A 24,334-nucleotide genomic window follows, 5' to 3' on the forward strand; every position below is an offset into this window, starting at 1 on the left:
GCACCGCCAACCCACCCGTCGACGCCGCCGAGCAACTGCCCATCAGCCGCCCATCAGCCGCTCGTCAGCTCGCGTCGGCCGACCAGCCGGTCGAGCGGGTCACCGTCCGCCCGTCCTCGGCCGGCGGCTGCACCGGACGGCCTTCGTACTCGGTCGAGAGAACGATGTGGGTGTTCATCTCCCCGTGCTCGCCGAGCCGTTCGAAGAGGCCTTCCAGGTGGTGCATCGAGGTTACGCGGACCCGCAGCATCGAGCACGAGTTGCCGCTCAGCTTGTGGATCTCCAGCACCTCGGGGAAGTCCTCGGCGCGCGTGGTCTTCAGCAGGCAACGACCGGTCGTGCAGCGCATCTGGACGAACGCGGACAGCGGCTGGCCGGCCTTCGCCGCGTCGACTTCGGCGCGGTAGCCGGTGATCACGCCGGCCTCCTCCAGGCGCCGGACCCGGTCGGCGACGGCGGGCGGTGACAGGTTGACCCGCTTGCCCAGCTGGTTGAACGACAGCCGGCCGTCGGACTGCAGCGCGGCGAGGATCTGCCAGTCGGTCGAGTCCAGGTTTCGCTCTTGAAAGGCCATGTACCCAGAACACCTTCGAGACCGGCGCTCCGCAACCGCAAATCCCTTTGATCGTGCATTCTGCGCGGGCGCCAGGCTTTCTAACGTGTTGGGCGTGCTGATCCCCGTGGTACTCGCCGCTGCCCTGATGAACGCTGCTATGGTCGCCGCCAGCGCTGTCAGCGCGATCGTCATCGCCGACGACCTCGGTCCGGCGCTAGCAGGTCTGCCCAACACCGCTGGCGTACTCGGTACCGCTGTGGGCGCCATGGCGGTTGGCCGCTGGACCGTACGGTTCGGCCGAGCACAGGCATTGCGGACCGGGTACGGCGTAGGTGTCGTTGGTGGTGCGCTGACCGTAGTTGCGGCAGTTGGTGCACCGATCGCGCTGCTCTTCGTTGGCATGTTCCTGCTCGGCGTAGGCAATGCGGCGAGCCTCCTGTCCCGGTACGCCGCGGCTGACGCCGTACCGGTCGCACGGCGGGCTCGGGCGATGAGCACGGTGGTGTGGGCGAGTACGGCAGGTGCCGCGGGCGGACCGTTCTTGATGGCGCCGTCGCAGTCGTTCGCGACTCACGTCGGTCTACCCGCGTTTGCTGGACCGTTCCTGCTCGCGCTGACTGCTGTGTTCGCCGCACTGCTCGCATCCAGCGTCGTCCGTGGGGCTCCGGTAGTGCCCGCGGCCAGTAGTACGGGCAGCGCGCGTCGTACGCCGGTGTTTGCGGCTGCGGTGATGGTGGTGGGTCATCTGGTGATGGTTGCGCTGATGACTGCGGTGCCAGTCCACGTACACAGCCACGGTGGCGGACTGGGAGTTCTCGGGGCGATGCTGTCCGCGCATACGCTCGGGATGTTCGCGCTGTCGCCAGTCACCGGCTGGTGGATCGACCGACGTGGAGCACGACCCGTCGTACGTACAGGTCTCGGGCTGCTTGTTGTCTCGGGTCTACTGATCGCTCTGACCGGTCCGCTCTTCACACCGGCGCTGTTCCTGCTGGGGTACGCGTGGAACCTCTGCTACCTCGGTGGGAGTGCGCAGCTTGGTTCAGCGGAGCTGGAGAGCCGTGTGGAGTCTTCGATCTGGACAGTGGCCGCTCTGGCGACGGCCGCTTCGCCCTGGCTGTTCACGCTGGGCGGATTCCCCGTACTAGCGGTGGTGGCGGTCGTACTTGCAGTGCCCTTGCTGGTTGTGTCACTAGCCTTGGCGTGTGATCAGCCCCGAGTACTTTCGCGCACTGCGCCCCGGTCCGGTCCAGGTCGACGGACGGACCTGGTCGCTCACCGTTCACGACCTGGGCGTACTGCGCGTCCCGAGCGGCCGTCTGGAGGCCAGTGACCCGTTCGTGAGCCTTGGCGAGGCGGCCGTGGTCGACGTACCGCCGGGAGACTACCCAGTGCAGGTGACCGTCGCGGACGTGTCGGAGGAGCAGGACGGGAGCCACCTGCGGGAAGCGTTCCTATCGGTGCGGCTGGCCGACGGTGAGGTCGCGCGGGTCGAGGCCGCGACCACCGCGGAGCAGGAGCTCGGTGAAGAAGAGTTCTGGATGGTCGGCGTGGACGCCGGGACGGTCGGCTTCGCGGACGCCGAGGCGACGCGGTCGAAGATGCCGGCGGGGGACTGGTACGAGGACCTGTTCGACAACGGCGCGGACGACAGCTGGTTCGCGTTGATGGATTCGCCCGACCACCTCCGCGAAGGCAGCGCGAACATCGTCCTGCCGCTGGCCACGGAGGGTGAGAATATCGTGCTCACCCACTCCGGCTGGGGTGACGGTGCGTATCCGATCGTCCGGACCGTCGACGCCTCCGGACGAATTCTCGCGGTGCACATCGACCTGCTCGTAGTGGGTCCGGAGAGTGACGACTGATCGGCAGCCAGTGACCGTACGGGCCGGAATTGGCCTGTGGATATGGTCAGGGCGGGGTCCGGACGCTGGTATTCTTTTTGATGTGGCCCGGTCCATCGACCGGGCTCATTGCTTGGCGCCGGTGGCAATTGCCGGCGTGCAGCACCCCGCATCGCCCTCCTGCCACGGAGAGACCGTGGCCGCCAAGTCCGAAGGAGGTGGAGTTCGCGCATGCGTCGTTATGAAGTCATGGTGATCCTCGACCCGGAGCTCGATGAGCGCACCGTTGAGCCGTCCATCGACCAGTACCTGAACATCGTCCGCAAGGAAGGTGGCACGGTCGAGAAGCTCGACATCTGGGGTCGTCGGAAGCTCGCCTACGACGTCAAGAAGAAGTCCGAAGGCATCTATGCCGTCGTCGACCTGACCGCCGAGCCGGCGGTCGTGAAGGAGCTCGACCGTCAGCTCACGCTGAACGAGTCGATCCTGCGCACCAAGGTCATCCGGCCGGACCAGCACTGAACCTGGGGTCGTCAGCAGCCATCGGTAGCGCAACGGTCGACGGCGGTACTGTCGGTTCCAGCCGCTACTGATAGCTGTAGACACAGTCACACCCGATAGCAGGAGGAACGGCAATGGCAGGCGAAACCGTCGTCACACTGGTCGGCAACCTTGTCGACGACCCTGAGCTCCGGTTCACGCCGTCCGGTGCCGCCGTCGCGAACTTCAGGATCGCGTCGACGCCGCGGACGTACGACCGGCAGTCAGGTGAATGGAAGGACGGCGAGTCGCTGTTCCTGAGTTGTTCCGTCTGGCGGCAGGCCGCGGAGAACGTGGCCGAGTCGCTGCAGCGCGGCATGCGCGTGATCGTGCAGGGCCGGCTGAAATCCCGTTCGTACGACGACCGTGACGGCAACAAGCGCACGGTCTTCGAGATCGACGTGGACGAGGTCGGTCCCAGCCTGCGCAGCGCCACCGCGAAGGTGACCCGGGCGATGCGCTCCGGGCCCGGCGGCGGTGACGGCGGCAACTTCGGTGGTGGCGGTGGCAACCAGAACCAGGGTGGAGGCTACGGCGGCGGCCAGGGTGGCGCCCCGCAGAACGACCCCTGGGCGACCCCGCAGCAAGGCGGTGGCGGTCAGTCCGCGCCGCAGAACGACCCCTGGGCCAGCCAGGGCGGCGGCTCGATGGAGGAGCCCCCGTTCTGATCTGCCCGCAATTTCGTCAGTGACCATTCCGGCATTCGTGCCGGGCTCTGGAAGTAGGAAGAGAGCACCACAATGGCCAAGATCATTCGGAAGCCGAAGAAGAAGGTCTGCGGCTTCTGCAAGGACAAGGCAACGTACGTCGACTACAAGGACACCGCGCTGCTGCGCAAGTTCATCTCGGACCGCGGCAAGATCCGCGCCCGCCGGGTGACCGGGAACTGCGTGCAGCACCAGCGCGATGTCGCTACCGCTATCAAGAACGCTCGTGAGGTGGCCCTGCTGCCGTACACGAGCACGGCTCGCTGAGGGAGGCACGGACCATGAAGCTCATCCTGTCTCAGGAGGTCGAGGGCCTCGGGGCTCCCGGCGACATCGTCGAGGTGAAGGACGGCTACGGCCGCAACTACCTGGTTCCGCGCGGCCTGGCCATCGGCTGGACCCGTGGCGCCGAGAAGCAGATCCAGACGATCAAGCGGGCGCGCGACGCCCGGGCGATCCAGGGCAAGGAGCACGCGAGCGAGGTCAAGAACCAGCTCGAGCAGCTCGCCGTGACCCTGGCCGTCAAGGCCGGTGACACCGGTCGCCTGTTCGGTTCGGTCACCCCGGCGGACATCGCCGGCGCGATCAAGGCCGCCGGCGGCCCGCTGGTCGAGAAGCGCGCGATCGCCGTCGGATCGCCGATCAAGACCACCGGCAAGCACCAGGTCTCGGTCCAGCTACACCCAGAGGTGGCCGCCACAGTCCGCCTCGAGGTAGCCGCAAACTAACACCCGCCCCACCACAAGGCCCGTGCCCCCGAGGGAGCACGGGCCTTCGTGCATCCACGCCTCTCCCACAGCCCCTCCCACAGCCCCTCCCACAGTCCTCCTACGCGCCCGACCCCACCCGCCCTGCCCGACAACCGGGACCGGCCACGGCACGCCCGGGTACACCGAGTACGCCCGGCAGGCACAGCAGGAACGGCAGTCACGGCGGGGCGGCACGCCCGGCTGTACGGCAGGCGCAGCAGGCACGGTGGGGCCGCACGCTCGGCACGCACGTCAAGGCACGGCGGCACGCACGGCAAGCGGCGCACGGCGGCAGGCGCGGGCATGCACGCGACGCGGCAGGCACGCGGCACAGCAGGCACGGGCACGCACGCGCCACGGCATGGGGCAGGTACGCGGCACGGCAGGGGGCACGTACGCGGCACGACAGGCGCGGCGGCGCGGCGGGCACAGCCGCAGACTGCAGCGCCGACCCGGGCGTGTCCTCTGCGTTTCGCCAGGCCCTAGCCGAGCTAGTTGTCGGTCGAGGCTTGCCCCCTCAAATGGACGGTTGCCCCGTGGAAATTCGAGAGGGCAACCCTCCACCCAAGGGGATGCCCCTCCAACCGGAGGGTTCGCCCGAACCGACCCGTGCGGACACCTACATCCCACCAGCCACACCGCACCGATCACGCCGCCGCGCCGGGTACAGCGCCGGGGGGTACGGCGCGGGGTGCAGCAGGGTTCGACGGCGGGTACGGAAGGGTGCAGCGGGGTGCGGTGCAGCGGTGGAGGTGCGGCGCGGGGTGCGGCCTGTCACGGCGGGGTACGGCGTCGCGGGGTGCGGCCGGGGGTACGGCGTCGCGGGGTGCGGCGGGGGTGCGGCGTGGCGGGGTGCGGTGTGTGGCGTGCGGCGGGGGTGCGGCGGGATGCCGTGTGGCGGCGGTGTGCGGTGGCGGGGTGCAGCAGGGTACGGCGGGTGGTGGCGGGTGGTGGCGGGCGCGGTGGGGGAGCAGCGGGGTGGTGGCGGGTGTGGTGGGTTCGGATGGAGCTGGGTCTGGTCCGGGGTGCGGTGCTGGTGGGGTTGGTCAGCCGGAGCGTTGGACTTCGGGCCAGGCGGTGGGTTTCGGGTCGGAGCTGGAGCCGCCGACGTCGGGTTTCTGTACCTCGAGCCATTTGACCGGCGCCGGGTCGGCCGCGTTCCCCGGCCCGGACCTCTCCACCGTCGGCCAGTTCACCGGCCCCGGATCGTCAACCGCCAACACCCGCCCGGCCGGCGCCACCAACACCATCACCACCCCAACCACCAAAACCCGAGCCACCCGCACGACCCGAGCCGGTTGCACCACCGGAGCCACCTGAGCCGGTTGCACCACCTGAGACGCCTGCTCACGCTGAGCCGGTTGCGCCGCCTGGGCTACTCGCTCTGTCTGAGGGGCTTGTGGTGGTTGGGGTGAGGGTGCAGTGGTAGGGAACTGCTGTGGTTGGGGGTTTTGGTGTCCTGGGGGCGTTGGGGCGGGTGGTTTTGCGGTCATGAGCTGGCCTTGTTCAGGGCGTAGAGGTAGGAGCCCTGGACGACGATTGCGTGGTTGCCGACGATGCCCCAGGGGCGGGCGGTGTTGTCGGGGATCTGGTGGGCGGCGCTGCCCGGGATGGTTGTCACCATCTCGCTGCCGTTCATCCCGTACACCGTGGTTCCGCTGATCGAGAGCGGCTGGAAGCCGGGCATCGTCACTGATGTCTTGGTGGTGAAGTTGATCAGGCAGGCGCCCCACGCGGCGACCTTGCGGGCGTTGTCCGGGACCCATTGCCAGCGTTCCGCGTCCTGAATCCGCGCCGCCTTGCAACTCGCTACCACCGCGCCGGTCGCGGACGAGTGCACCACCGGGATCACGGTGTCGGCGACACCGGTTTTCCACAGCGCCAGAACAAGTCCTGGGCTGGCCGCGACGATGTGATCCAGACCCTTGTTGTCCTTCGGTCCGGCCAGGTTGACCGGCTTCTGGTCCTTGCCTGGCTGATCCCAGTACAGCGGGCCGCCGTACCGGGCCGAGAGCACCCGGTCGCCCTCCGCGAGCAGTACCGTCGAGTCACGGCGCTTCGGTTGTACGGACTTGAGCTGACCGCCCGAGATCACGCTGTTCCCGGCGTCGGCGGCCAGGGTGATGAGTGGTGACGTACCGAAGAACTGAACCGCCGACGAGTTCGGCAGCTCGATCGCGGTCGGAAGGGCGCCGTGGCCGGGCCAGTAATAGAGCGTGTCCTCGGTGGTGACGACCAGCGCCGGCTTGGAGTCGATCGTGGTGTACACCGGGTTGCTGGTGCGGGAGGGCAGCGTGTCCTGCCAGAGCACCTTGCCGTTGGCGTCGAACACGGCCAGCTTCTGGTCGACGGTCAGGATCGCGACCTCGGTGCCGTCCGGTGAAACGGCGGGTGTCGTGTTCGGCATGATGTCGACAGTCCAGCCGGCCTCCTTGGACCAGCCCGGCGGCACCGGACGGGCCACGAACTGATCCGGCGTGACGATCGGTGCGGGCAGCGACGGCAGCGTCGGGGAGACGCTCGGTTTCGGCGGACCGGACGGCTTACGGAGCACCAACAGGTACACCGCCGTACCGGCGATCAGCGCGAGTGCTACCACCGCCGCCACGATGATCGGCCAGATCGGCTTGCTCCCACCGCCGCCGCGCCCACCGCGCCCCCGGCCGCCCTCGGCCTCGACCGCCTCGACCGAGCCGTCCGGGTTGATGATCAGCGGCCAGGAGGCACCGTCGGCCTCGACTGCGGTCGCCTTGACCGCGCGGCCGAGTTGCGCGGCCCGTTCGCTGACCAGTTGGATGGCGGCCTGGCGGGGATCGTGGTGATTGACCGGGTGACTGCGCCCGGCGATCTTCACCTCGGCGTTGTGGTCGTCGTACAGCCGAATCGTGACCTTTGGCCAGGAGGGGATCTTCTCAGCCACGATGACCTCTCATTCCCGCCACAGAACTCCCTCGTTCACCGGACTCGGACGTCCTCGTTCTAGCATGGCCACCGCACGAGGCATGCCACGGAATCCGGGCACGCAGAAACCACGCGAGCCCGGCGGCTCGACTGACCCCGACAAGGGGGTAGAAACATCCTCGCCTGTGGATGGGTCACGAAAGTACACCTGGAAAGCGAGAGAATACGGTGGGCGACTGCCTGTGACGCACCGCGAGAGGAGGGGCCATGACGCAGAATCCGTGGACACGGGAGCAGACTCCGGGTCCGCAACAGCCGTCGCCTGGCCCCGCGCCTCAGCCGGACCTCACCCCGCGTGGGCCGTCCGCCCCGCAGCACGGGGTGCCGGCGCCCGCGGAGGACCAGCGCCTGCCCAAGTTCGCGATTCCGGTCGCCGACACCCTTTGGTGGGTCGGGGTGCACGGCGGTGCCGGCGAGACCACCATGTCGCAGCTGCTGCCCGGCACCCGGGCAGCCGCCCATCGGTGGCCGATTCCGCCGCCGCCGGTGCCGACCCCGGTGATCCTGGTCGCCCGGACGCACGGGTCCGGCCTGCGGGCCGCCCAGCGGGCCGCGATCGAATGGGCCTCGGGTGTCGTCCAGGGCGTCGCCGTGCTCGGCCTGGTGCTGATCGCGGACGCGCCGGGCCGGTTGCCGCGGGTGCTGGACGACTTCGCCGACATCGTCGGTGGCGGGGTGCCCCGGGTCTGGGACATCCCCTGGATCGAGGAGTGGCGCCGAGGGGAGGCTCCCACCCCTGACAACACACCGGACGAGGTTTTCGAAGTACTTGAATCCATCTACGCACTTCGCGCGTCAAACCCAGCGGACTACCCCGCCCCGTACTGAAAGGCTTGAACCCCAATGATGTTGGCACATGTGATCTCGGAAGCAATGAGCCAGATCCCGCTCGTGGACGACCCGGGCACGGGTACGGCCCCGCCAGGTGACATGGGCACTCAGCTGAACAAGGTGATCGGCTGGGTGACCTGGATCGCGTTCAGTATCTGTCTGGTCGGCATCGTGATCGCCGGCGCGATGATGGCCGTCGGTCAGCGTCGCGGTGAGGGTGGCGAACACGCGGCCCGGCTCGGCTGGGTACTCGCTGCGTGCATCGTGATCGGGTCCGCGTCGATGCTCGTGAACGCCCTGACCTGATCCCCGCCCCGCACCGCCTCGAGAACCCGGAGACTGATAGGCCGTGAGTCTGTTCAGGAAGGACCCCGATTCCGGCCGCGGTGACCACGATGCCGGCGAGAACGGAAGCTTCTGGCAACAGCGCGGCTTCATCGCCGCGGTGATCGTGGTCGGCGCGGTCGTCGTCTGCGGGGTGGTGTGGGTCCTGGCGGGCCGTACAGGTCAGCCGGGTGCCCAGCCGAGCACTTCGCCGAGCGTGGTCGTACCTTCCGGGCAGCCCACCCGCGAGCCGTCGGTGCCACCCGCCACACCGACGGAGCTGCCGTCCAGCTCGAACTCGTCCCGGCCGACCCCACCACCACCTCCGAACAACAGCACCGGCGGCTGCAACAACCCGAAGCCGGACCAGGCGATCCCGCGGCTGCTCGCGCCGCCGGCCGTCAGCTGGACGTTCGAGGGTGACATCCTGATCCCGCTGCAGGCGGCCGGTGGGCCGGCGACGACCTCGTCGACCGGCGTCCGATCCTGCTTCGCGCACTCGCCGACCGGGGCGGTGCTCGCGGCGATGGTGATGCTCGGTCAGGTCAGCAACCAGCAGATCGGCATCGAGGTACTCGAGACCCGCACGATGCCGGGTCCGGGCCGGGCCAAGGCGATCGCCGGGCTCAAGCAGGAGATGGCCACCCCGCAGGCACAGGTCAACGTGCAGTTCGCGGGCTTCAAGGTGCTCGACTACACCCCCGGCCGCGCTCTCATCCAGATCGCCGCCGAGCTCGAGAACAAGGGCATCGGCGCGCTGCCGATCACCATGGTGTGGTCGCACGGCGACTGGCGGGTGCAGCTGCAGGAGGACGGCTCCTTCAACGGACAGGTGAGTCCGGACATCCTGTCCGGACTGAACGGCTACGTCAGGTTCAGTGGTGCCTCGTGATCGCCCTCAACTGCTGGCTCCCGACGGAGTGGAAGGGCTGCATCGAGCGGGCCCTCGGCGAGGCCGTCAACCAGGCCTTCGGCGGCTTCTTCAAGCTCATCTTCGACGCCATCACCGCGGTCGTGGTGGCGGCGGTCGAGGACGTGCTGAAGGCGGTCGGCCTGCTCTGGGTTTACATCAAGACGCCGGACATCGCGCAGAGCGGCCCGGTCGACTTCATCCAGGTACACACCAACTACATCCTCGGCGTGGTCGCGTTCATCGCGGTGATCGTCGGCGCGGTCCAGATGGCGATCTCGCACCGGGGTGAGCCGCTGAAGGAGATCCTCAAGTCGCTGCTGACGATGGTGGTGGTGTCGTTCTCCGGCGCGCTCTTCGCCGGCACGCTGATCGCGGCCGCGGACGACTTCTCGGCCTGGATCATCGGTCAGTCGCTGAACACCAACGGCCACTCGTTCGCGAAGTCGCTGGCCGAGAAGATGGTGGATCCGCTGAAGGATCCGGGCAACCTGATGGGCTTCATGCTGGTGATCTGCGTCGGCGTGCTGATGGTCATCACCGCCATCATCCAGCTGGCGCTGATGATCGTCCGGTACGGGATGCTCGTGCTGCTGGTCGGCGTACTGCCGCTGACCGCCGCGGCGACGAACACCGAGATGGGCATGATGTGGTTCAAGAAGGCGATCGGCTGGCTGGCCGGATTCATCATCTACAAACCGGTCGCGGCGCTGATCTACGCCACCGCGATCTATCTGATGTCACCGCCGGACCCGGCCGGCGGGACGGCGCCGGACGGTACCTCGCAGACCCTCAAGATCGTCATGGGTATCACGATGATGATCATGGCAGTCGTCGCGCTGCCGGCCCTGCTCCGGTTCGTCTCGCCAAGGACATCCTGACATGATTCCGCTCAGCTGGGTCTCGACGCTCTTCAAGTACATCTCGGAAGTGCTCGCTCCCTTTGTCGCGAAGGTGATCCAATTGATCTTCCAGCCGATCCTCGACGCTGTCGGCACGGCGGTCGGGACGATCATGAGCACGATCGCGACGTTCTGGATCTACGTGCCGACGCCGGCCGTCGCGGGTGCCGACGACACCAAGACCGGTTCGGTGGCCTGGATCTGGGAGCACACCAGCTTCATCGTCGGTTTCGTCGCCATGATCGGCCTGCTGGTCGCCGGTATCCAGATGGCCTGGAGTCATCGTGGTGAAGCGGCTCGCGACATCCTCCGGTCGCTGATCACGCTCGCGATCGCGTCGGCCTTCACCATCGCGGTCGCGCAGGCGCTGATCGCGGCCGGTGACAAGTTCTCCGACTGCCTGGTCACCACGGCGCTGACGACGTCCGGTAACGGCTGGACCTGCGGGATCGGCGCGGGCGGCGCGACGCAGTTCGGCAAGGTGATGACGACCCTGCTCGGCTTCGCCGCGGTGGCCGCGATCGCGGGCTCACCGATCGGGATCGGGATCATGCTCACGATCGGCATCCTCTGCATCGTCGCCGGGGTGATCCAGATCGTGCTGATGGTGGTCCGCAGCGCGATGCTGATCCTGCTGCTCGGCGTACTGCCGATCGCGGCCGCGGCGACGAACACCGAGATGGGCCGAAGCTGGTTCAAGCGAATACTCTCCTGGATCTTCGCGTTCATCCTGTACAAACCGGTGGCCGCGATCGTGTACGCCACCGCGATCCGGCTGACCACCAACAACGGTGACCTGTCCTTCGACCTCTCCGATCCCTCGAAGGTCGGCAATCAGCTGATGAACATGGTCACCGGTCTGACCATGCTGGTGCTGGCGTTGTTCGCGTTGCCGGCGCTGATGCGGTTCATCGTGCCGATGGTGGCGGCCACCGCCGGCGGTGCCGGGGCCGGCATGATCGCGGCGCAGATGGCCGGTCCGCTGGTGAGCAAGATGGGCGACATGGCCAACAAGGCCGGCCAGGAGGGTGGCGACGACGGTGGCGGGCCGGACGGCGCCCAGAACGTCGGCCGCGCGCCGCAACAGTCCCAGGGCGGCGGCGGTGGCGGCGGAGGCGGCGGAGGTGGAGGCGGCGGTGGTGGCGGTGGTGGCGGTGGTGAAGCCACTGGCGCCGGTGGCGGTGAAGCCGCGGCCGGTGGTGAAGGTGCCGGTGCCGCCGCGGGTGGCGAAGGCGCGGCCGCCGGCGCGGGTGCGGGTGCGGGTGGTGCGGGCGCCGGTGCCGCGGCGGCCGGCCCGGCAGCCGCGGTAGCCGCTCCGGTCGCTGCCTTCGTGGCCGTCGAGAAGGGCCTCCAGAAGGCCGGCCGGACGGCGGCGTCCGAGGGCGCCGACAACAACGCCATGGACGCCGGCTCCGAAAGCGGCGGCCCGGGTGGCGGTAGCCAGGGCCCGACCGGCAGCGCCGACGAGGTCCGCGACCGTGGTCGCGACAACCAGAGATTCAACGACAACCAACCACCTCCACCACCACCGGACGGACCAAGTGGCAGCGGCTGACAACGTACGACGCGCACCTCGCACCTACGGCAACTGGCGCCAGCCCGCCTCCGCGGGCATCGCCGGCCTGGGAACGCTCGGCACCATGCTGATGATGGGCGGCCTGGTGATGACCATCATCATGATGATGGCGGCCGGGCTGATCGCGGCGATCGTGACCATCTTCATCGTCGCGATCCTGCTGCTGATGCTGATGACCAAGGACAAGCACGGACAGTCCGCGCTGCAGCGGCTCTCGACCAGCATTGGATGGCAACGGGCAAAGATGGCGAAGCACAACAACTACCGCTCCGGACCGCTCGGCCGGACCCCCTGGGGCAAGTTCCAGCTTCCAGGTCTGGCCGCCGCCTCCCAGCTGAGCGAGTACCAGGACTCGTACGGGCGCCCGTTCGCGCTGCTGTACTACCCCAGCACCCGGCACTTCACGGTGGTCATCAACGCCGAGCCGGACGGTGCCTCGCTGGTCGATGAGGACCAGGTCGACGTCTGGGTCGCGCACTGGGGCCAGTGGCTCGCGTCGCTCGGTCACGAGCCCGGCGTGGTGGCGGCATCGGTGACGGTGGAGAGCGCTCCGGACACCGGCATCCGGCTGCGCCGCGAGGTCAGCAACAACATGCAGGACGGGACGCCGGCGATCGCCCGGGCGATGCTCACCGAGGTGGTGCAGAGCTACCCGGTGGGATCCGCGCTGGTGTCGGCCCGGGTCGCGCTGACCTTCAAGGGCACTGACCGCAGCGGCAAGCGCCGCAAGGAAGACGACATGGGCCGAGAGCTCGCCGCCCGGCTGCCCGCGCTGACCCAGAGCCTCAACGCCACCGGAGCCGGTGCGGCCCGTCCCGTCACCGCGCAGGAGCTGTGTGAGGCGGTCCGGATCGCGTACGACCCCGCGTCCGCCGTACTGATCGACGAGGCCCGGAGCCAGGGCATGGCGCCGGAGCTGCAGTGGACCGACGTCGGCCCGTCCGGCGCGCAGGCGTTCTGGGACAAGTACCGGCACGACTCTGCCTGGTCGGTGACCTGGCAGATGTCGCAGGCACCGCGTGGTGAGGTGTTCTCGTCGGTGCTGTCCCAGCTGGTCGCGCCGCACCCGGACATCGACCGCAAGCGCGTCACACTGCTGTACCGCCCGCTGGACGCTGCCACCTCGGCCCGGATGGTCGAGGCCGACAAGCGCAACGCGTCGTTCCGCGCCACCACGTCGAGCCGGCCGTCGGCACGCAACATGGCCGAGGCCCGCGCTGCCGACCGGACCGCGCAGGAAGAGGCCCGCGGCGCGGGGCTGGTCAACTTCGGCATGGTCGTGACCGGCACGGTGATGTCGGCCGAGCAGATTCCGGACATGATTGCTGCCATCGACAACCTCGGCGCCACGGCGCGAGTTCTGCTCCGGCAGTCGTACGGTTCGCAGGACTCCGCGTTCGTGGCCGCGTTGCCGCTGGGTGTCGTACTGCAGAGCCACCTGGCCGTTCCGGCCGGGCTGCGGGAAGCCCTGTGACCAGCCTTGTGACAAGCCCCGTGATCCGAATTCGCTCAGTGACTTCTGGGGAGGCACGGTGAGCAAGAAGGAGAAGAAGCCGGTCGATCCGAGCCGGCGGGGCAAGCGCCCGATGCCGCGCGGCTGGCCGGGTCCGGGCGGTGGCTACTCGACGTACCTGCAGGCACCGGCGGAGTGGCGCGGTACGACGGTGCAGGTCTGCGGTATGTGGCCGTTCGGCGCCGGTACCGGCAGCCCGATGGTCGGTGTACCGATCGGGCGGAACATCCTGTCCGGCGCGACCATGTGCTGTGACCCGATCAGCTGGTTCATGCGGGCCAAACTGATCTCGAACCCGTCGATGTTCGTGCTCGGCAAGCCAGGTCTGGGCAAGTCCACCATCACCCGGCGGATGGCGCTCGGCCTGGCCGGGTACGGCGTGATGCCGCTGGTGCTCGGTGACCTGAAACCCGACTACAAGGACCTGATCGAGGCGCTCGGTGGTCAGGTGATCCAGCTCGGTCGCGGGCGTGGGCACCTGAACGTACTCGACCCGGGCGAGTCGCGGGAGGCGGCGCTGCGGCTGACCGGCAAGGCCCGCGAGGCGATCCAGGCGGACGCGCACGGCCGCCGGCAGACGATGGTGTCGGCGCTGATCTCGATCATGCGCTCGCAGCCGCCGAACGACCGCGAGGAGACCATCCTCGACGAGGCGCTGAAGGTCCTGGACGAGCGGTTCCAAGGGACGCCGGTGCTGCGCGACCTGCTCCAGGTCGTCCAGGACGCACCGGACCGGGTCCGCAACGTGGCGCTGGACCGCGGCAGCCTGGACCGGTACCGGCAGATCACCGAAGGTCTGGAGGCCTCGCTGATCGGTCTGGTCGGCGGTGGCCGGCTCGGTGAGATCTTCTCCGAGCAGACCGACAACCCGATGCAGATGGACCGTCCGGTCGTGTTCGACGTGTCCAACATCGACGACTCCGAGACCAACCTGCAGGCCGCGGTGCTGCTGGCCTGCTGGTCGTACGGGTTCGGCGCGGTCGCGGTCGCGCAAGCACTGGCCGACGCGGGCCTGGAGCCGCGGCGGCACTACTTCGTCATCCTGGACGAGCTCTGGCGGGTGCTGCGCGCCGGCCGTGGTCTGGTCGACCGCGTCGACGCGCTGACCCGGCTGAACCGGCAGCGTGGTGTCGGGATGGCGATGATCTCGCACACCATGTCCGACCTGCTGGCGCTGGAGGCGCCGGAGGACCGGATGAAGGCGAAGGGATTCGTCGAGCGGTCCGGCATGGTCATCTGCGGTGGTCTGCCGCGGGCCGAGATGGACAACCTGACCGAGGTCGTGCCGATGTCCCAGGAGGAGCAGAACATGCTCATCGGCTGGCAGGACCCGCCGGCCTGGGATCCGGCCACCGGTCAGGAGACGGCACCACCTGGACGAGGCAACTTCCTGGTCAAGGTCGGTGGCCGGCCGGGCATCCCCGTACACGTCGGCCTCACTTCGGTCGAGCGCGAGATCAACGACACCAACAAGCTGTGGACGACCGGCGACGACGGCAAGCCGCTCAAGGTGGAGGTCGCGCCGGACGGTACCGAAGAGGTCGTCGGTCAGTACAGCCTGGACGACCCGGCGCTGTTGCCGCCGCCCGATCCGACCACCCGGCTGGCCGCCCGAACGGGAGTTGACGAGTAATGGCACAAGGGAAGAAGAGCACCGGTCCGGGCGGGTTGTCCGCCGAGTCGATCCTGGTCTTCATCGGCGTCGGCCTGTTCGGCCTGGTGATGCTGTCGGTCTGGGGCGCGTTGAAGGTCGCCGCCGCGGTCAACAACACCCGCCCGGTGCCACAGCCGTTCATGGCGCTGGCCGAGCTGATCAAGGGCCGCCTCGTCTGGTCCGGCGCGGCTACCGGGATGCTGCTGCTCGAGCTGATCGTCGTGGCCGGTCTGGGTGTCGGTGGCTGGATGCTGGTCCGCAAGAAGCAGCAGTCCATCGGCCGGGTCGACCGGCAGGCGCACCTGATGTCGAAGCGGTCCGAGATCTACAAGCTGACCCGCGAAGGCGCGCAGGAGAAGGCGAACCAGCTCGGCGCCGGGCATGCCGGTCCGGGCATCATGATCGGCCGGACCGTCCGGGACAATGTGGATGTCTTCGGCAACTGGGAGGACATGCACGTCGACATCTGGGGTCCGCGTACCGGTAAGACCACGTCCCGCGCCGTGCCGGCGATCCTGGACGCGCCGGGCTGTGTCATCGCCACCTCGAACAAGCGGGACATCGTCGACGCCACCCGCGGACCGCGCCTGGAGAAGGGCCCGGTCTGGGTGTTCGACCCGCAGGAAGTCTGCGAGGAGCCGAACACCTGGTGGTGGAACCCGCTGACCTACATCACCGACGAGACCAAGGCCCGTGAGCTCGCCGAACACTTCGTCGCCTCGCAGCGTGACCTGACCGCCCAGACCGACGCCTTCTTCGACGCCGCCGGTACGGACCTGCTGTCTGGTCTGCTGCTCGCCGCCGCGGTGGCGAAGCGGCCGATCACCCAGGTGTACAGCTGGCTGGCCGACCAGCGCAACGACGAGCCGGAGCGCATCCTGCGCAACACCCCGGGTCTGCAGCTCTCCGCGGACGCCCTGTCCGGTGTCATCAACGCGCCGGACAAGCAGCGCGCGGGTGTGTACGGTACGGCGCAGCAGAGCGCCCAGTTCCTGGTCAACCGCAAGGTCACCCGCTGGGTCGTCCCGAACGGGCCGAACGACAACCGGCCGCAGTTCAACCCGCACGAGTTCGTCCGCAACGGCGGCACCCTGTACAGCCTCTCCAAGGAGGGCGCCGGTACGGCCGGTCCGCTGGTCACCGCGCTGACGGTCGCCGTCGTCGAGGCAGCCGAGCAGTACGCGCGCGGCTGTCCGATGGGCCGGATGCCGAGCCCGCTGGTCGGCGTACTGGACGAGGCCGCGAACGTGTGCCGGTGGAAGAACCTCCCCGACCTGTACTCGCACTTCGGTTCCCGCGGCATCGTGCTGATGACGATCCTGCAGTCCTGGGCGCAGGGCCAGGAGTGCTGGGGCGACCACGGCATGCAGAAGCTGTGGGGTTCGGCGAACATCCGCGTGTACGGCGGTGGTGCCGCGGACTCCAGCTTCCTGGAGAACCTGAGCAAGATGATCGGTGACTACGACATCAGCTCGAACTCGGTTTCGTACAACGAGGGCAAGCGCGGTACCAGCAAGCAGATGCAGCGGCACAACATCATGGAGGTCTCGGACCTGGCCGCGATGCCACCGGGGCGTGCGGTCGTGTTCCCGTCCGGTATCCCGGCCACGCTGGTGAAGACGGTGCCGTGGTTCACCCGTCCGGACGCCGGTGCGGTGAAGGCGTCGCTGGCGAAGTACGATCCGGGAGCGGCGTCGAAGGTGCCGGTCAGCAACAACCCGTGGGTGTCCGCGGGTAGCCAGCAACAGCCGCCGGCGCAGCGTGGCCCGGAGCGGCCGGTCTGGGAGCAGAACGAGGGAGACAACCGCGGTGGATGGTGAACAGGAGCTCTTCTACCCGCACGTCGCGGCGTTCGTCGAAGACCGGTTGATCTACCTGTACACGCGCCGGCTCGGGCAGCAGTTCATCTGGTGCCCGGAGTGGTACCGGCATGCGGAGGCACTGAGCCGGCTGGACTCGATCTGGCGGGCCTGGGAGCACCTGCGGCTCGACCCGGCGACCGGCATGTCGGTCTGGTGGCGTGACCACGCCGACCCGCACATGATGGCGCTGCTGGACCCGGACGGCCCGTTCGCGGCCTGCCGGAACAACACGCACACGGACTACCCGATCCCGCCGCTTCCGGTGCAGGAGCCGCCGGCGGGTCTGTTCTTCGACCAGCGCCAGCCCAGCGTCGGCATCTGACCATGTGCGGCCTCTGATCATGTGGCGGTGGGGCAACCTGCTACTGGCTTTCCTGGTCGAGCTGGTTGCCCTGGGCGTCTTCGCCTGGTGGGGCTGGGAGACCGGGGGTACGACGGCCACCCGCTGGCTGCTCGCACTCGGACTGCCGCTGGTTGCCGCGATCGGCTGGGGACTGTTCGCGGCGCCGACGGCCCGGCGCACCACGCCGGCGCTGCGCTGGACGGTAAAGGTCCTGGTCTTCGGCCTGGCGGGTGCGGCCCTGTGGAGCTTGAGGCACCCGCTGCTCGGCGTCGCGTTCGTCGTGGTGGTCGCGGCGAACCTGCTGATCATCCACACCCAGAACCTGCAGCCCGCACCGTCGAAGCCGGCGGGATAGCGGTCCGGCCGGATCACCAGCAGCCGTCTGGAGCGCTGTTAGAGGTCCAGGTCCCACTCGCTGGCGGGGTTCCGTGGCTTGTTCTTCTGCTGGTTGCGTTTGCCGCGGGCCGTGAGGTGCCTGCGGTCCTGTGGGAGCTGTGCCTCGGGCGCGTCGCCCGGTAGGTTCCGGACCGCTTCGTGGGCAGGCCGCTGGGCCTCGTCGACCTCCCGGCGCTGGTCCTCGGCAGCGGCGCGGTGGTCTGCCTCGTCGGCGCCCGCCCGCGCGGCGCGGCCGTACGCCTCCTCGGATCGGTAGTACTCGTCCCGGCCGGCCCGCATGTGGGCACGGCCCTCCGCGGCGAGCGCGTCGGCGCCGGGCGCATCCGGCTCGGCGGCGGCCCGGTCGAGCTCGTCGTGGCCACGGTGCCAGTCGACCCGCTCCCGGGCCTGACCGGCCGCGCCGAGCTTCTCATTGTCGACCCGCTCCTCGGCGGCGCGGTTCGCGAAGGCGATCTCCTGGGCCCGCGTGGACTCGTCGATGAGCGCCTCACGGCGGCGCCGCTCGGCCAGCTCCGCCTCTTCGCCGGCGATCAGCTCGAGCTCGTCCTCCCGCGATTCATCGGCCTCCTCGTCCAGGCGCTCCTGCTCTTCCTCGGCGTCCAGTCTGGTCCGGTCGGCGGCCGGGCGCTGGTTGGCTTCGGCCCGCGCCCGCGCGGCCTGCCGCTCACGAGTGGCCCGCCGCTCACTGGCGGCCTCAGTGTCGTCGTCGCCCTGCTCCTGCTGCGCGGGGTCGAGCGAAACGAACTGGTCGTCGTCGGTGTCAGGCATGCCGCTCCCTTCCTTACCGGCTAAAGATGCCGTACCGCAGGGTCAGCGGACAGCGCCTGTGACCAGCCAATTGTCGCGCCGTTCGCGGGTGGTCAGGGTCAGGAAGCGCAGCAGCATGTACCCGCCGAATGCCCACCACAGCGCGACGATTCCGCCGCCGAACCAGAGCACCAGAAGCGCGAGCGGCACGTACAGCACCAAGGCGATCACCCCGGCCAGGGCCAGATACCGGCCGTCGCCCGCGCCGATCAGTACGCCGTCCAGGACGAAGACGACACCGTTCACCGGCTGCCAAAGCGCGGCCACGATCAGTACGGCGGCGAGCGTACGGCGTACGTCCGGATCGCTCGTGAACCACGGGACGTACACATCGCGCAGACCCCACAGCGCGAGGCCACCGATCAGGCCGGAGAACAGGCCCCACCACATCATCCGGCGGGTGATGGCCCGCGTACCGGCCACGTCGCCGGCGCCGAGCGCGCGGCCGGTGAGCGCCTGCGCGGCGATCGCGATCGCGTCCAGCGCCAGCGCCAGGAACGACCAGAGCGTGAACGCGACCTGGTGCGCCGCGACCGAGGTGGTCCCGAGCGCGGTGGCGACGAAGGTGAGCAGGATGATCGCGGCCCGCAGCGTCAGCGTACGGACGATCAGCGGTACGCCCAGCTGCGCCGACGCGAGGATGCCCGCGCGGTCGGGGCGCAGCTTGGCGCCGTCCCGGCGGGCGCCGCGGACCACGACCACGACGAGCGCGATGCCGGCGCCGGTCTGGGCCAGCGCGGTGCCTAGGGCGGAGCCGGCGATGTTCAGGTGGAGGCCGTACACGAGCAGCACGTTCAGCCCGATGTTGGCGAGGTTGGCGGTGATCGCGACGACCATCGGGGTCCGGGTGTCCTGGAGGCCGCGGAGTACGCCGGTGGCGGCCAGCAGGAGCAGCATCGACGGGATGCCGATGCAGGAGATCCGCAGGTACGTGACCGCGTAGTCCGCGACGTCCGGTGACGGTTCGAACGCGGCGATCGCGTGCGGCGCGAGGAGCACGCCGAGCAGCGCCAGTACGACGCCGAGGACCAGCGCCAGCCACAGCCCGTCGATGCCCTGGGCGAGTGCGCCCTTGTGGTCGCCGGCGCCGATCCGGCGGGCGACCGCGGAGGTGGTGCCGTAGGCGAGGAAGACACAGACGCCGACGAGGGTCTGCAGGATGGTGCCGGCGACGCCGAGCGCGGCCAGCTGCGGCGTACCGAGATGGCCGACGATCGCGGAGTCCGCGAGCAGCATCAACGGTTCCGAGACCAGGGCGAAGAATGCCGGAACGGCCAGCCGGAGGATCTCCCGGTCCTGCGCCGGCACCCATCGTCGAGGTCTCACCGAGGCAGGTTACCCAGAGGCTCCGGGGAACGGCGGTCCGGTGACCAAGCCGTGGCTCCCGCCACGATGCGGTGCCGCTGATGAACTGGCCGTCAAGAACAAGCCGGCCCCCGTCGAGAGTGGGGGCAGTTCGGCAGCAGCATCTGGTGCGCCCAGTACTACGCCCTCAGCCGGCAAGAACGACTCCGGAGGGACCAAGGCGGTGGCCCTGCTGATCCGGGTGGAGGCCGACCCGCCGAACCGCCGAGGACAACTGCATCCCGATCGGGCCGATCACACCCAAGTCCTGACGCCCTGGCCCAGGCTGGCGGCGGGTCTTGGAAATTCGTCTCGTACTTTTTCTTCTCCACAGTTGTGAACTGGAGAAACCGCAGGTCAGGGCCAGGTTATTAGTTGTTGTCCCCAGTTATCCACAGGGTTGTGCCCAACCTGTGCACAGCCTGGTCCGGGGTTATCCACGGTTCGTACACACCCCCTGTGGACGTCCAAGTGGCCAGCGGCGACGGGACCGGCGTACGGTCGCGAGGCTGGTGCCGGAGTCAGCGCCGGAAACTGTCGGCGGGCCTGACTATGGTTCGAGCAGGTGTTCGAACCCGGCTCGCGGGTGGTCGGCTTGCGAGTGACCGGGCTTGCGGGTGGTTTCGGCTCGCGGGTGGTCTGGGGCAGCGGCGAACGAGGAGGTCGGGCGAAGTGAGCGTGGCGGAGTTCCGCGGGGGCCAGGACGACGGCCACGAAGAGCGCGGCCCGGCGATGGGCTTCGACCGCACCCCACCGCAGGACCTGGCCGCCGAGCAGTGCGTGCTCGGCGCGATGATGCTCAGCAAGGACGCGATCGCGGACGTGATCGAGACCCTGCGCGGCACCGACTTCTACCGGCCGGCGCACGAGAGCGTCTTCGACGCGATCACCGACCTGTACGCGCGGGGTGAGCCGGCCGACGCGATCACCGTCGCCGCCGAGCTGACCAAGCGCGGCGACATGGCCCGGATCGGCGGCGCGCCGTACGTACACACCCTGGTCGCCTCGGTCCCGCTCGCGGCAAACGCCAGCTACTACTCCCACATCGTCCGGGAGAAGGCGATCCTGCGCCGCCTGGTCGAGGCCGGCACCAAGATCGTCCAGCTCGGGTACGCGGGTGAGGGCGAGGTCGACGATGTCGTCGACGAGGCGCAGGCGGAGATCTACTCGGTTACCGAGAAGCGCACCGCCGAGGACTACGCGCCGCTGAAGGACATCATGGAGGGCACCCTCGACGAGATCGAGGCGATCGACTCCCGTGGTGACGCGATGGTCGGCGTACCGACCGGGTTCACCGACCTGGACGAGCTGACCAACGGGCTGCACCCCGGCCAGATGATCATCGTCGCGGCCCGGCCCGCGATGGGCAAGGCGCTCGCGCTCGACACCGCGCTGCCGACGCCGACCGGCTGGACCACGATGGCCGAGGTGGCGGTCGGCGACCAGCTGCTGGACGCCGACGGGCTGCCGACCACGGTGGTCGCCGCGACCGAGGTGATGGTGGACCGGCCGTGCTTCCGGCTGTCGTTCTCCGACGGCAGCGCGATCGTCGCCGACGCCGAGCACCAGTGGCGGGTCGAGGACGGTGGCCGCCCGGTCATCTGCACCACCGCCGACCTTTACACGGCGATGTCGGCCAGCCCCGGTCTGACCCCGTCGATTCCCGGCTCGGCGCCGCGGCAGATCGCCGGCCACGGCTTCCCGGCCGCGCTGACCGGTGAGGGTGAGCGCCGGCTCGAGTGGGTCGACCCGGTGGACAGCGTGCCGGTGCGCTGCGTCGAGGTGGACAACCCCGATCACCTGTACCTGGCCGGCAAGACGATGATCCCGACCCACAACTCCACCCTCGGCCTGGACTTCGCCCGCTCCTGCTCGATCCGGCACGGCCTGACCTCGTGCATCTTCTCGCTGGAGATGAGCCGCAACGAGATCACCATGCGTCTGCTCTCGGCCGAGGCGAAGGTCCCGCTGCACCACATGCGCAACGGCAAGATGACCGACGAGGACTGGGCCCGGCTGGCCCGCAAGATGGGCGAGGTCTCCGAGGCCCCCCTCTTCATCGACGACTCGCCGAACCTGACCATGATGGAGATCCGCGCCAAGGCCCGCCGCCTGAAACAGCGGCACGACCTCAAGCTGATCATCATCGACTACCTCCAGCTGATGACCTCGGGCAAAAAGGTGGAGTCCCGCCAACTCGAAGTCTCCGAGTTCTCCCGCTCCATCAAACTCCTCGCCAAAGAACTCGAACTCCCCGTAGTAGCCATCTGCCAGCTGAACCGAGGCTCCGAACAACGCTCCGACAAACGCCCCATGGCCTCCGACCTCCGCGAATCCGGCTGCCTGACCGCGGACACCCGGTTGCTGCGGGCGGACACCGGCGCGGAGATCTCGCTGGGGGAGTTGCTGGCGACGGACACTCGCGACATCCCGGTCTGGTCGCTCGACGACCGGTTGAAGCTGGTGCCGCGTACGCTCACGCATGCCTTCCCCAGCGGGGTGAAGGAGGTTTTCCGGCTGAAGCTCGCCTCCGGCCGGGAGATCAAAGCGACCGCGAACCATCCGTTCCTTACCTACGACGGGTGGAAGCCGCTCGGCGAGCTGGCGCCCGGTGCCCGGCTCGGATCGCTTCGGCATGTCCCGGCGCCGCTTCAGGCGCAGCCGTGGGACGAGGACGAGTTGACGATCCTGGCGCATCTGCTGGGGGACGGTTCGTTCGTCAAGCGTCAGCCGATCCGGTACGCGAGCATCGACGAGGCGAATCTGACCGCGGTCGCCGAGGCGGCGCAGCGGCGTTTCGGCATCACCGCGATCCGCGACGAGTACGCCGCCGCCCGCGTGACCACGCTCCGCCTGCCGGCGCCGTACCGGCTGGCCCGCGGTAAGCGGAACCCGATCGCGGCCTGGCTGGACGAGCTCGGACTGTTCGGCCTGCGCAGCCACGAGAAGTTCGTCCCGGATGGCGTCTTCGGGCTTCCCAAGGAGCAGACCGCCCACTTCATCCGCCACCTGTGGGCAACCGACGGCTCGATCCGCTGGGACGCGAAGGTGGGTCAGGCCCGCATCTATTACGCCAGCACCAGCCGCCGCCTGATCGACGACCTCGCTCGCCTCCTCCTCCGCCACAACATCTTCAGCCGGATACATCTGGCTCGGAAATCGGGCTATCGGGATTGTTACCACTTGACAATCGATGGCGTGCAGAACCAGCAGCGTTTCTGCAATGAGATTGGTGTTCACGGCTTGCGTGGCGCAAAGGTGCGAGAAGTGCAGGTCCACCTGCGGCAGATCAAAGCTGCACCAAAGCTTGATACGGTGCCAATTGCTGTCTGGGATCAGGTGAAGGCTGCGATGCATGCTCGTGCAATGACGAAGACGGCACTGGCGACCGCGCTCGGCCGGAGGAACGCGGGTCGACTGTTTGCAGGCGCGCCGACACGGCAGCGCCTTGCCGATATCGCCAGTATCTTGGATGTTTCCGACCTCGAATTGATGGCGACTAACGACGTCTTCTGGGATTCGATTGTCTCCATTGAGAGCATCGGCGAGCAAGAAGTATTCGATGCGACGGTTATGGGAACGCACAATTTCGTCGCTAATGGAATCGCTCTACATAATTCGCTCGAGCAGGATGCCGACATGGTGATTCTGTTGCATCGGGAGGATGCGTACGAGCGGGAGTCGACGCGGCCGGGGGAAGCTGACTTCATCGTGGCCAAGCACCGTAACGGCCCGACGGCCGACGTCGTCGTCGCCTTCCAGGGCCACTACTCCCGCTTCGTAGACATGGCCCACGACGGCTGAGTCACCGGGGTTTCCACAGGGTGGCTGAGGTTGATTCTTGGGATAGTAGGCGTAGGGACGCGATCAGGGTTTCGCCGAGGATGGTGCCGATGATTACGGACTCGGCTAGTTGGTCGCGGGTGGGGTTGGTGGTTACGGATGCGACTTCTAGTTGGGTGAAGGTTTCGACGGCGTCGGCGTAGGCGTCGAGGTGGTCGGCGAGGTTGGTTTGGCCGAGGGTTTCCATTGCGGCGAGCGTGTCGATCAGGGTGGCCAGGGCGGGGGCGTCGGGTTCGACCGACCACTGGCGGTCGTGGATCAGGGCCTGGACGCGGGCGGTCGCGGCGGCGCGGGCCTCGGGGGTGGTGGTGACGCGGCGGGGCGGGGTGAGGGCGCGGTGCGCGCGGCCGATCTGGTCGTGCAGGGATTCGGTGTCGTTGTCGAGTGACCTGAGGATCTCCTTCACCTGCGCCACCGGGACCTGAGCCAGGTCGATCAGCGCGCGGATCAGGCGCAGCCGGCGGACGTGCGCCGCGCCGTACGCCGCCTGGTTCGGGCTGCTCAGCTCGCCCGCGGGCAGCAGGCCTTCGCGCAGGTAGTACTTGATCGTCGGCACCGGGACGTCCGTCGCCTTGCTGAGTTCCCCGATTCGCATCCGCTTGCCTTCCTGTTGTCTCTGATGGATAGTATCAGTATCCATAAGCGGATACCTTCGCTATCCATTAAGGAGAT

General features: G+C 68.5%; 23 protein-coding genes. 17 read left to right on the top strand and 6 right to left on the bottom strand.

The features are described 5' to 3' along the window. Positions 1-64 precede the first annotated feature (64 nt). Positions 65-574: an Lrp/AsnC family transcriptional regulator gene (locus tag HDA44_RS26660; RefSeq protein ID WP_184838979.1), complete on the bottom strand. Its 510-nt coding sequence runs from the start codon at positions 572-574 to the stop codon at positions 65-67. Between the two features lie 94 nt (positions 575-668). Between HDA44_RS26660 and HDA44_RS26665 the strand changes: the two genes are divergently transcribed. The 6 genes from HDA44_RS26665 to rplI all read left to right on the top strand — a co-directional run bounded on the left by HDA44_RS26665 (position 669) and on the right by rplI (position 4,375). Next, positions 669-1,889 (top strand): MFS transporter, encoded by a 1,221-nt coding sequence (locus HDA44_RS26665; RefSeq protein ID WP_184838981.1) that lies wholly within the window; start codon positions 669-671, stop codon positions 1,887-1,889. A gap of 7 nt (positions 1,890-1,896) precedes the next feature. Continuing rightward, positions 1,897-2,421 carry a DUF4241 domain-containing protein gene (locus HDA44_RS26670; RefSeq protein WP_184844930.1) on the top strand — a complete coding sequence of 175 codons (525 nt, stop codon included), beginning with the start codon at positions 1,897-1,899 and terminating at the stop codon, positions 2,419-2,421. Positions 2,422-2,631: 210 nt separating this feature from the next. Further along, positions 2,632-2,922: a 30S ribosomal protein S6 gene (rpsF, locus tag HDA44_RS26675; RefSeq protein WP_130386399.1), complete on the top strand. Its 291-nt coding sequence runs from the start codon at positions 2,632-2,634 to the stop codon at positions 2,920-2,922. 113 nt (positions 2,923-3,035) lie between these two features. After that, positions 3,036-3,608 carry a single-stranded DNA-binding protein gene (locus tag HDA44_RS26680; RefSeq protein ID WP_184838983.1) on the top strand — a complete coding sequence of 191 codons (573 nt, stop codon included), beginning with the start codon at positions 3,036-3,038 and terminating at the stop codon, positions 3,606-3,608. A gap of 72 nt (positions 3,609-3,680) precedes the next feature. Continuing rightward, positions 3,681-3,914 (top strand): 30S ribosomal protein S18, encoded by a 234-nt coding sequence (gene rpsR, locus HDA44_RS26685; protein ID WP_012924539.1) that lies wholly within the window; start codon positions 3,681-3,683, stop codon positions 3,912-3,914. Between the two features lie 14 nt (positions 3,915-3,928). Further along, complete coding sequence (gene rplI / locus HDA44_RS26690) at positions 3,929-4,375, top strand: 50S ribosomal protein L9 (protein ID WP_184838985.1); 447 nt, start codon at positions 3,929-3,931, stop codon at positions 4,373-4,375. A gap of 1,067 nt (positions 4,376-5,442) precedes the next feature. Here the strand turns inward: rplI and HDA44_RS26695 are convergent. Then, on the bottom strand, positions 5,443-5,649 hold the full coding sequence (locus tag HDA44_RS26695; RefSeq protein ID WP_184838987.1) for a hypothetical protein: 207 nt from the start codon (positions 5,647-5,649) through the stop codon (positions 5,443-5,445). Positions 5,650-5,885: 236 nt separating this feature from the next. Next, entirely contained in the window at positions 5,886-7,316 is a 1,431-nt protein-coding gene (locus HDA44_RS26700; RefSeq protein WP_184838989.1) for a hypothetical protein, read from the bottom strand. Between the two features lie 248 nt (positions 7,317-7,564). On the opposite strand from HDA44_RS26700, the gene HDA44_RS26705 reads away from it, so the two are divergent. The 10 genes from HDA44_RS26705 to HDA44_RS26750 are packed head-to-tail and all read left to right on the top strand — an operon-like array spanning position 7,565 to position 17,627. Then, complete coding sequence (locus tag HDA44_RS26705; protein ID WP_184838991.1) at positions 7,565-8,185, top strand: DUF6668 family protein; 621 nt, start codon at positions 7,565-7,567, stop codon at positions 8,183-8,185. A gap of 30 nt (positions 8,186-8,215) precedes the next feature. Continuing rightward, a complete protein-coding gene (locus HDA44_RS26710; RefSeq protein WP_319041080.1) occupies positions 8,216-8,494 on the top strand; it encodes a TrbC/VirB2 family protein in 279 nt (92 codons plus the stop codon). Between the two features lie 43 nt (positions 8,495-8,537). Next, entirely contained in the window at positions 8,538-9,404 is an 867-nt protein-coding gene (locus HDA44_RS26715; RefSeq protein ID WP_184838995.1) for a DUF8175 domain-containg protein, read from the top strand. Next, positions 9,401-10,303, top strand: a complete 903-nt coding sequence (locus HDA44_RS26720; protein WP_184838998.1) for a TrbL/VirB6 family protein — start codon at positions 9,401-9,403, stop codon at positions 10,301-10,303. The genes HDA44_RS26715 and HDA44_RS26720 overlap by 4 nt, the downstream gene beginning before the upstream one ends. A 1-nt stretch (position 10,304) precedes the next feature. Next, positions 10,305-11,879, top strand: coding sequence for a TrbL/VirB6 family protein (locus HDA44_RS26725; protein ID WP_184839000.1), 1,575 nt, complete (start codon positions 10,305-10,307; stop codon positions 11,877-11,879). Next, complete coding sequence (locus HDA44_RS26730) at positions 11,866-13,374, top strand: SCO6880 family protein (protein ID WP_184839002.1); 1,509 nt, start codon at positions 11,866-11,868, stop codon at positions 13,372-13,374. Before HDA44_RS26725 ends, HDA44_RS26730 begins: the two co-directional genes overlap by 14 nt. 58 nt (positions 13,375-13,432) lie before the next feature. Then, entirely contained in the window at positions 13,433-15,046 is a 1,614-nt protein-coding gene (locus HDA44_RS26735; RefSeq protein ID WP_337906449.1) for an ATP/GTP-binding protein, read from the top strand. Continuing rightward, complete coding sequence (locus HDA44_RS26740) at positions 15,046-16,887, top strand: type IV secretory system conjugative DNA transfer family protein (RefSeq protein ID WP_184839004.1); 1,842 nt, start codon at positions 15,046-15,048, stop codon at positions 16,885-16,887. Before HDA44_RS26735 ends, HDA44_RS26740 begins: the two co-directional genes overlap by 1 nt. Further along, the gene (locus tag HDA44_RS26745; RefSeq protein ID WP_184839006.1) at positions 16,877-17,251 is read left to right on the top strand and encodes a DUF4913 domain-containing protein; all 375 of its coding nucleotides are present in this window, start codon (positions 16,877-16,879) and stop codon (positions 17,249-17,251) included. The genes HDA44_RS26740 and HDA44_RS26745 overlap by 11 nt, the downstream gene beginning before the upstream one ends. Positions 17,252-17,255: 4 nt before the next feature. Further along, a complete protein-coding gene (locus HDA44_RS26750; protein WP_184839008.1) occupies positions 17,256-17,627 on the top strand; it encodes a DUF2568 domain-containing protein in 372 nt (123 codons plus the stop codon). A 38-nt stretch (positions 17,628-17,665) separates the two neighbouring features. On the opposite strand, the gene HDA44_RS26755 is transcribed toward HDA44_RS26750, so the two are convergent. Beyond that, positions 17,666-18,436, bottom strand: a complete 771-nt coding sequence (locus HDA44_RS26755; RefSeq protein WP_184839010.1) for a hypothetical protein — start codon at positions 18,434-18,436, stop codon at positions 17,666-17,668. A 42-nt stretch (positions 18,437-18,478) separates the two neighbouring features. Next, entirely contained in the window at positions 18,479-19,801 is a 1,323-nt protein-coding gene (locus HDA44_RS26760) for an MATE family efflux transporter (protein WP_337906450.1), read from the bottom strand. A 690-nt stretch (positions 19,802-20,491) separates the two neighbouring features. Between HDA44_RS26760 and HDA44_RS26765 the strand changes: the two genes are divergently transcribed. After that, positions 20,492-23,623, top strand: a complete 3,132-nt coding sequence (locus tag HDA44_RS26765; RefSeq protein ID WP_420488545.1) for a replicative DNA helicase — start codon at positions 20,492-20,494, stop codon at positions 23,621-23,623. A gap of 1 nt (position 23,624) precedes the next feature. On the opposite strand, the gene HDA44_RS26770 is transcribed toward HDA44_RS26765, so the two are convergent. Beyond that, positions 23,625-24,257, bottom strand: coding sequence for a MerR family transcriptional regulator (locus HDA44_RS26770; protein WP_184839012.1), 633 nt, complete (start codon positions 24,255-24,257; stop codon positions 23,625-23,627). Between the last annotated feature and the right edge of the window lie 77 nt (positions 24,258-24,334).

It is taken from the genome of Kribbella solani (genome assembly GCF_014205295.1).
In the GTDB taxonomy this organism is placed as follows: Bacteria; Actinomycetota; Actinomycetes; order Propionibacteriales; family Kribbellaceae; genus Kribbella; species Kribbella solani.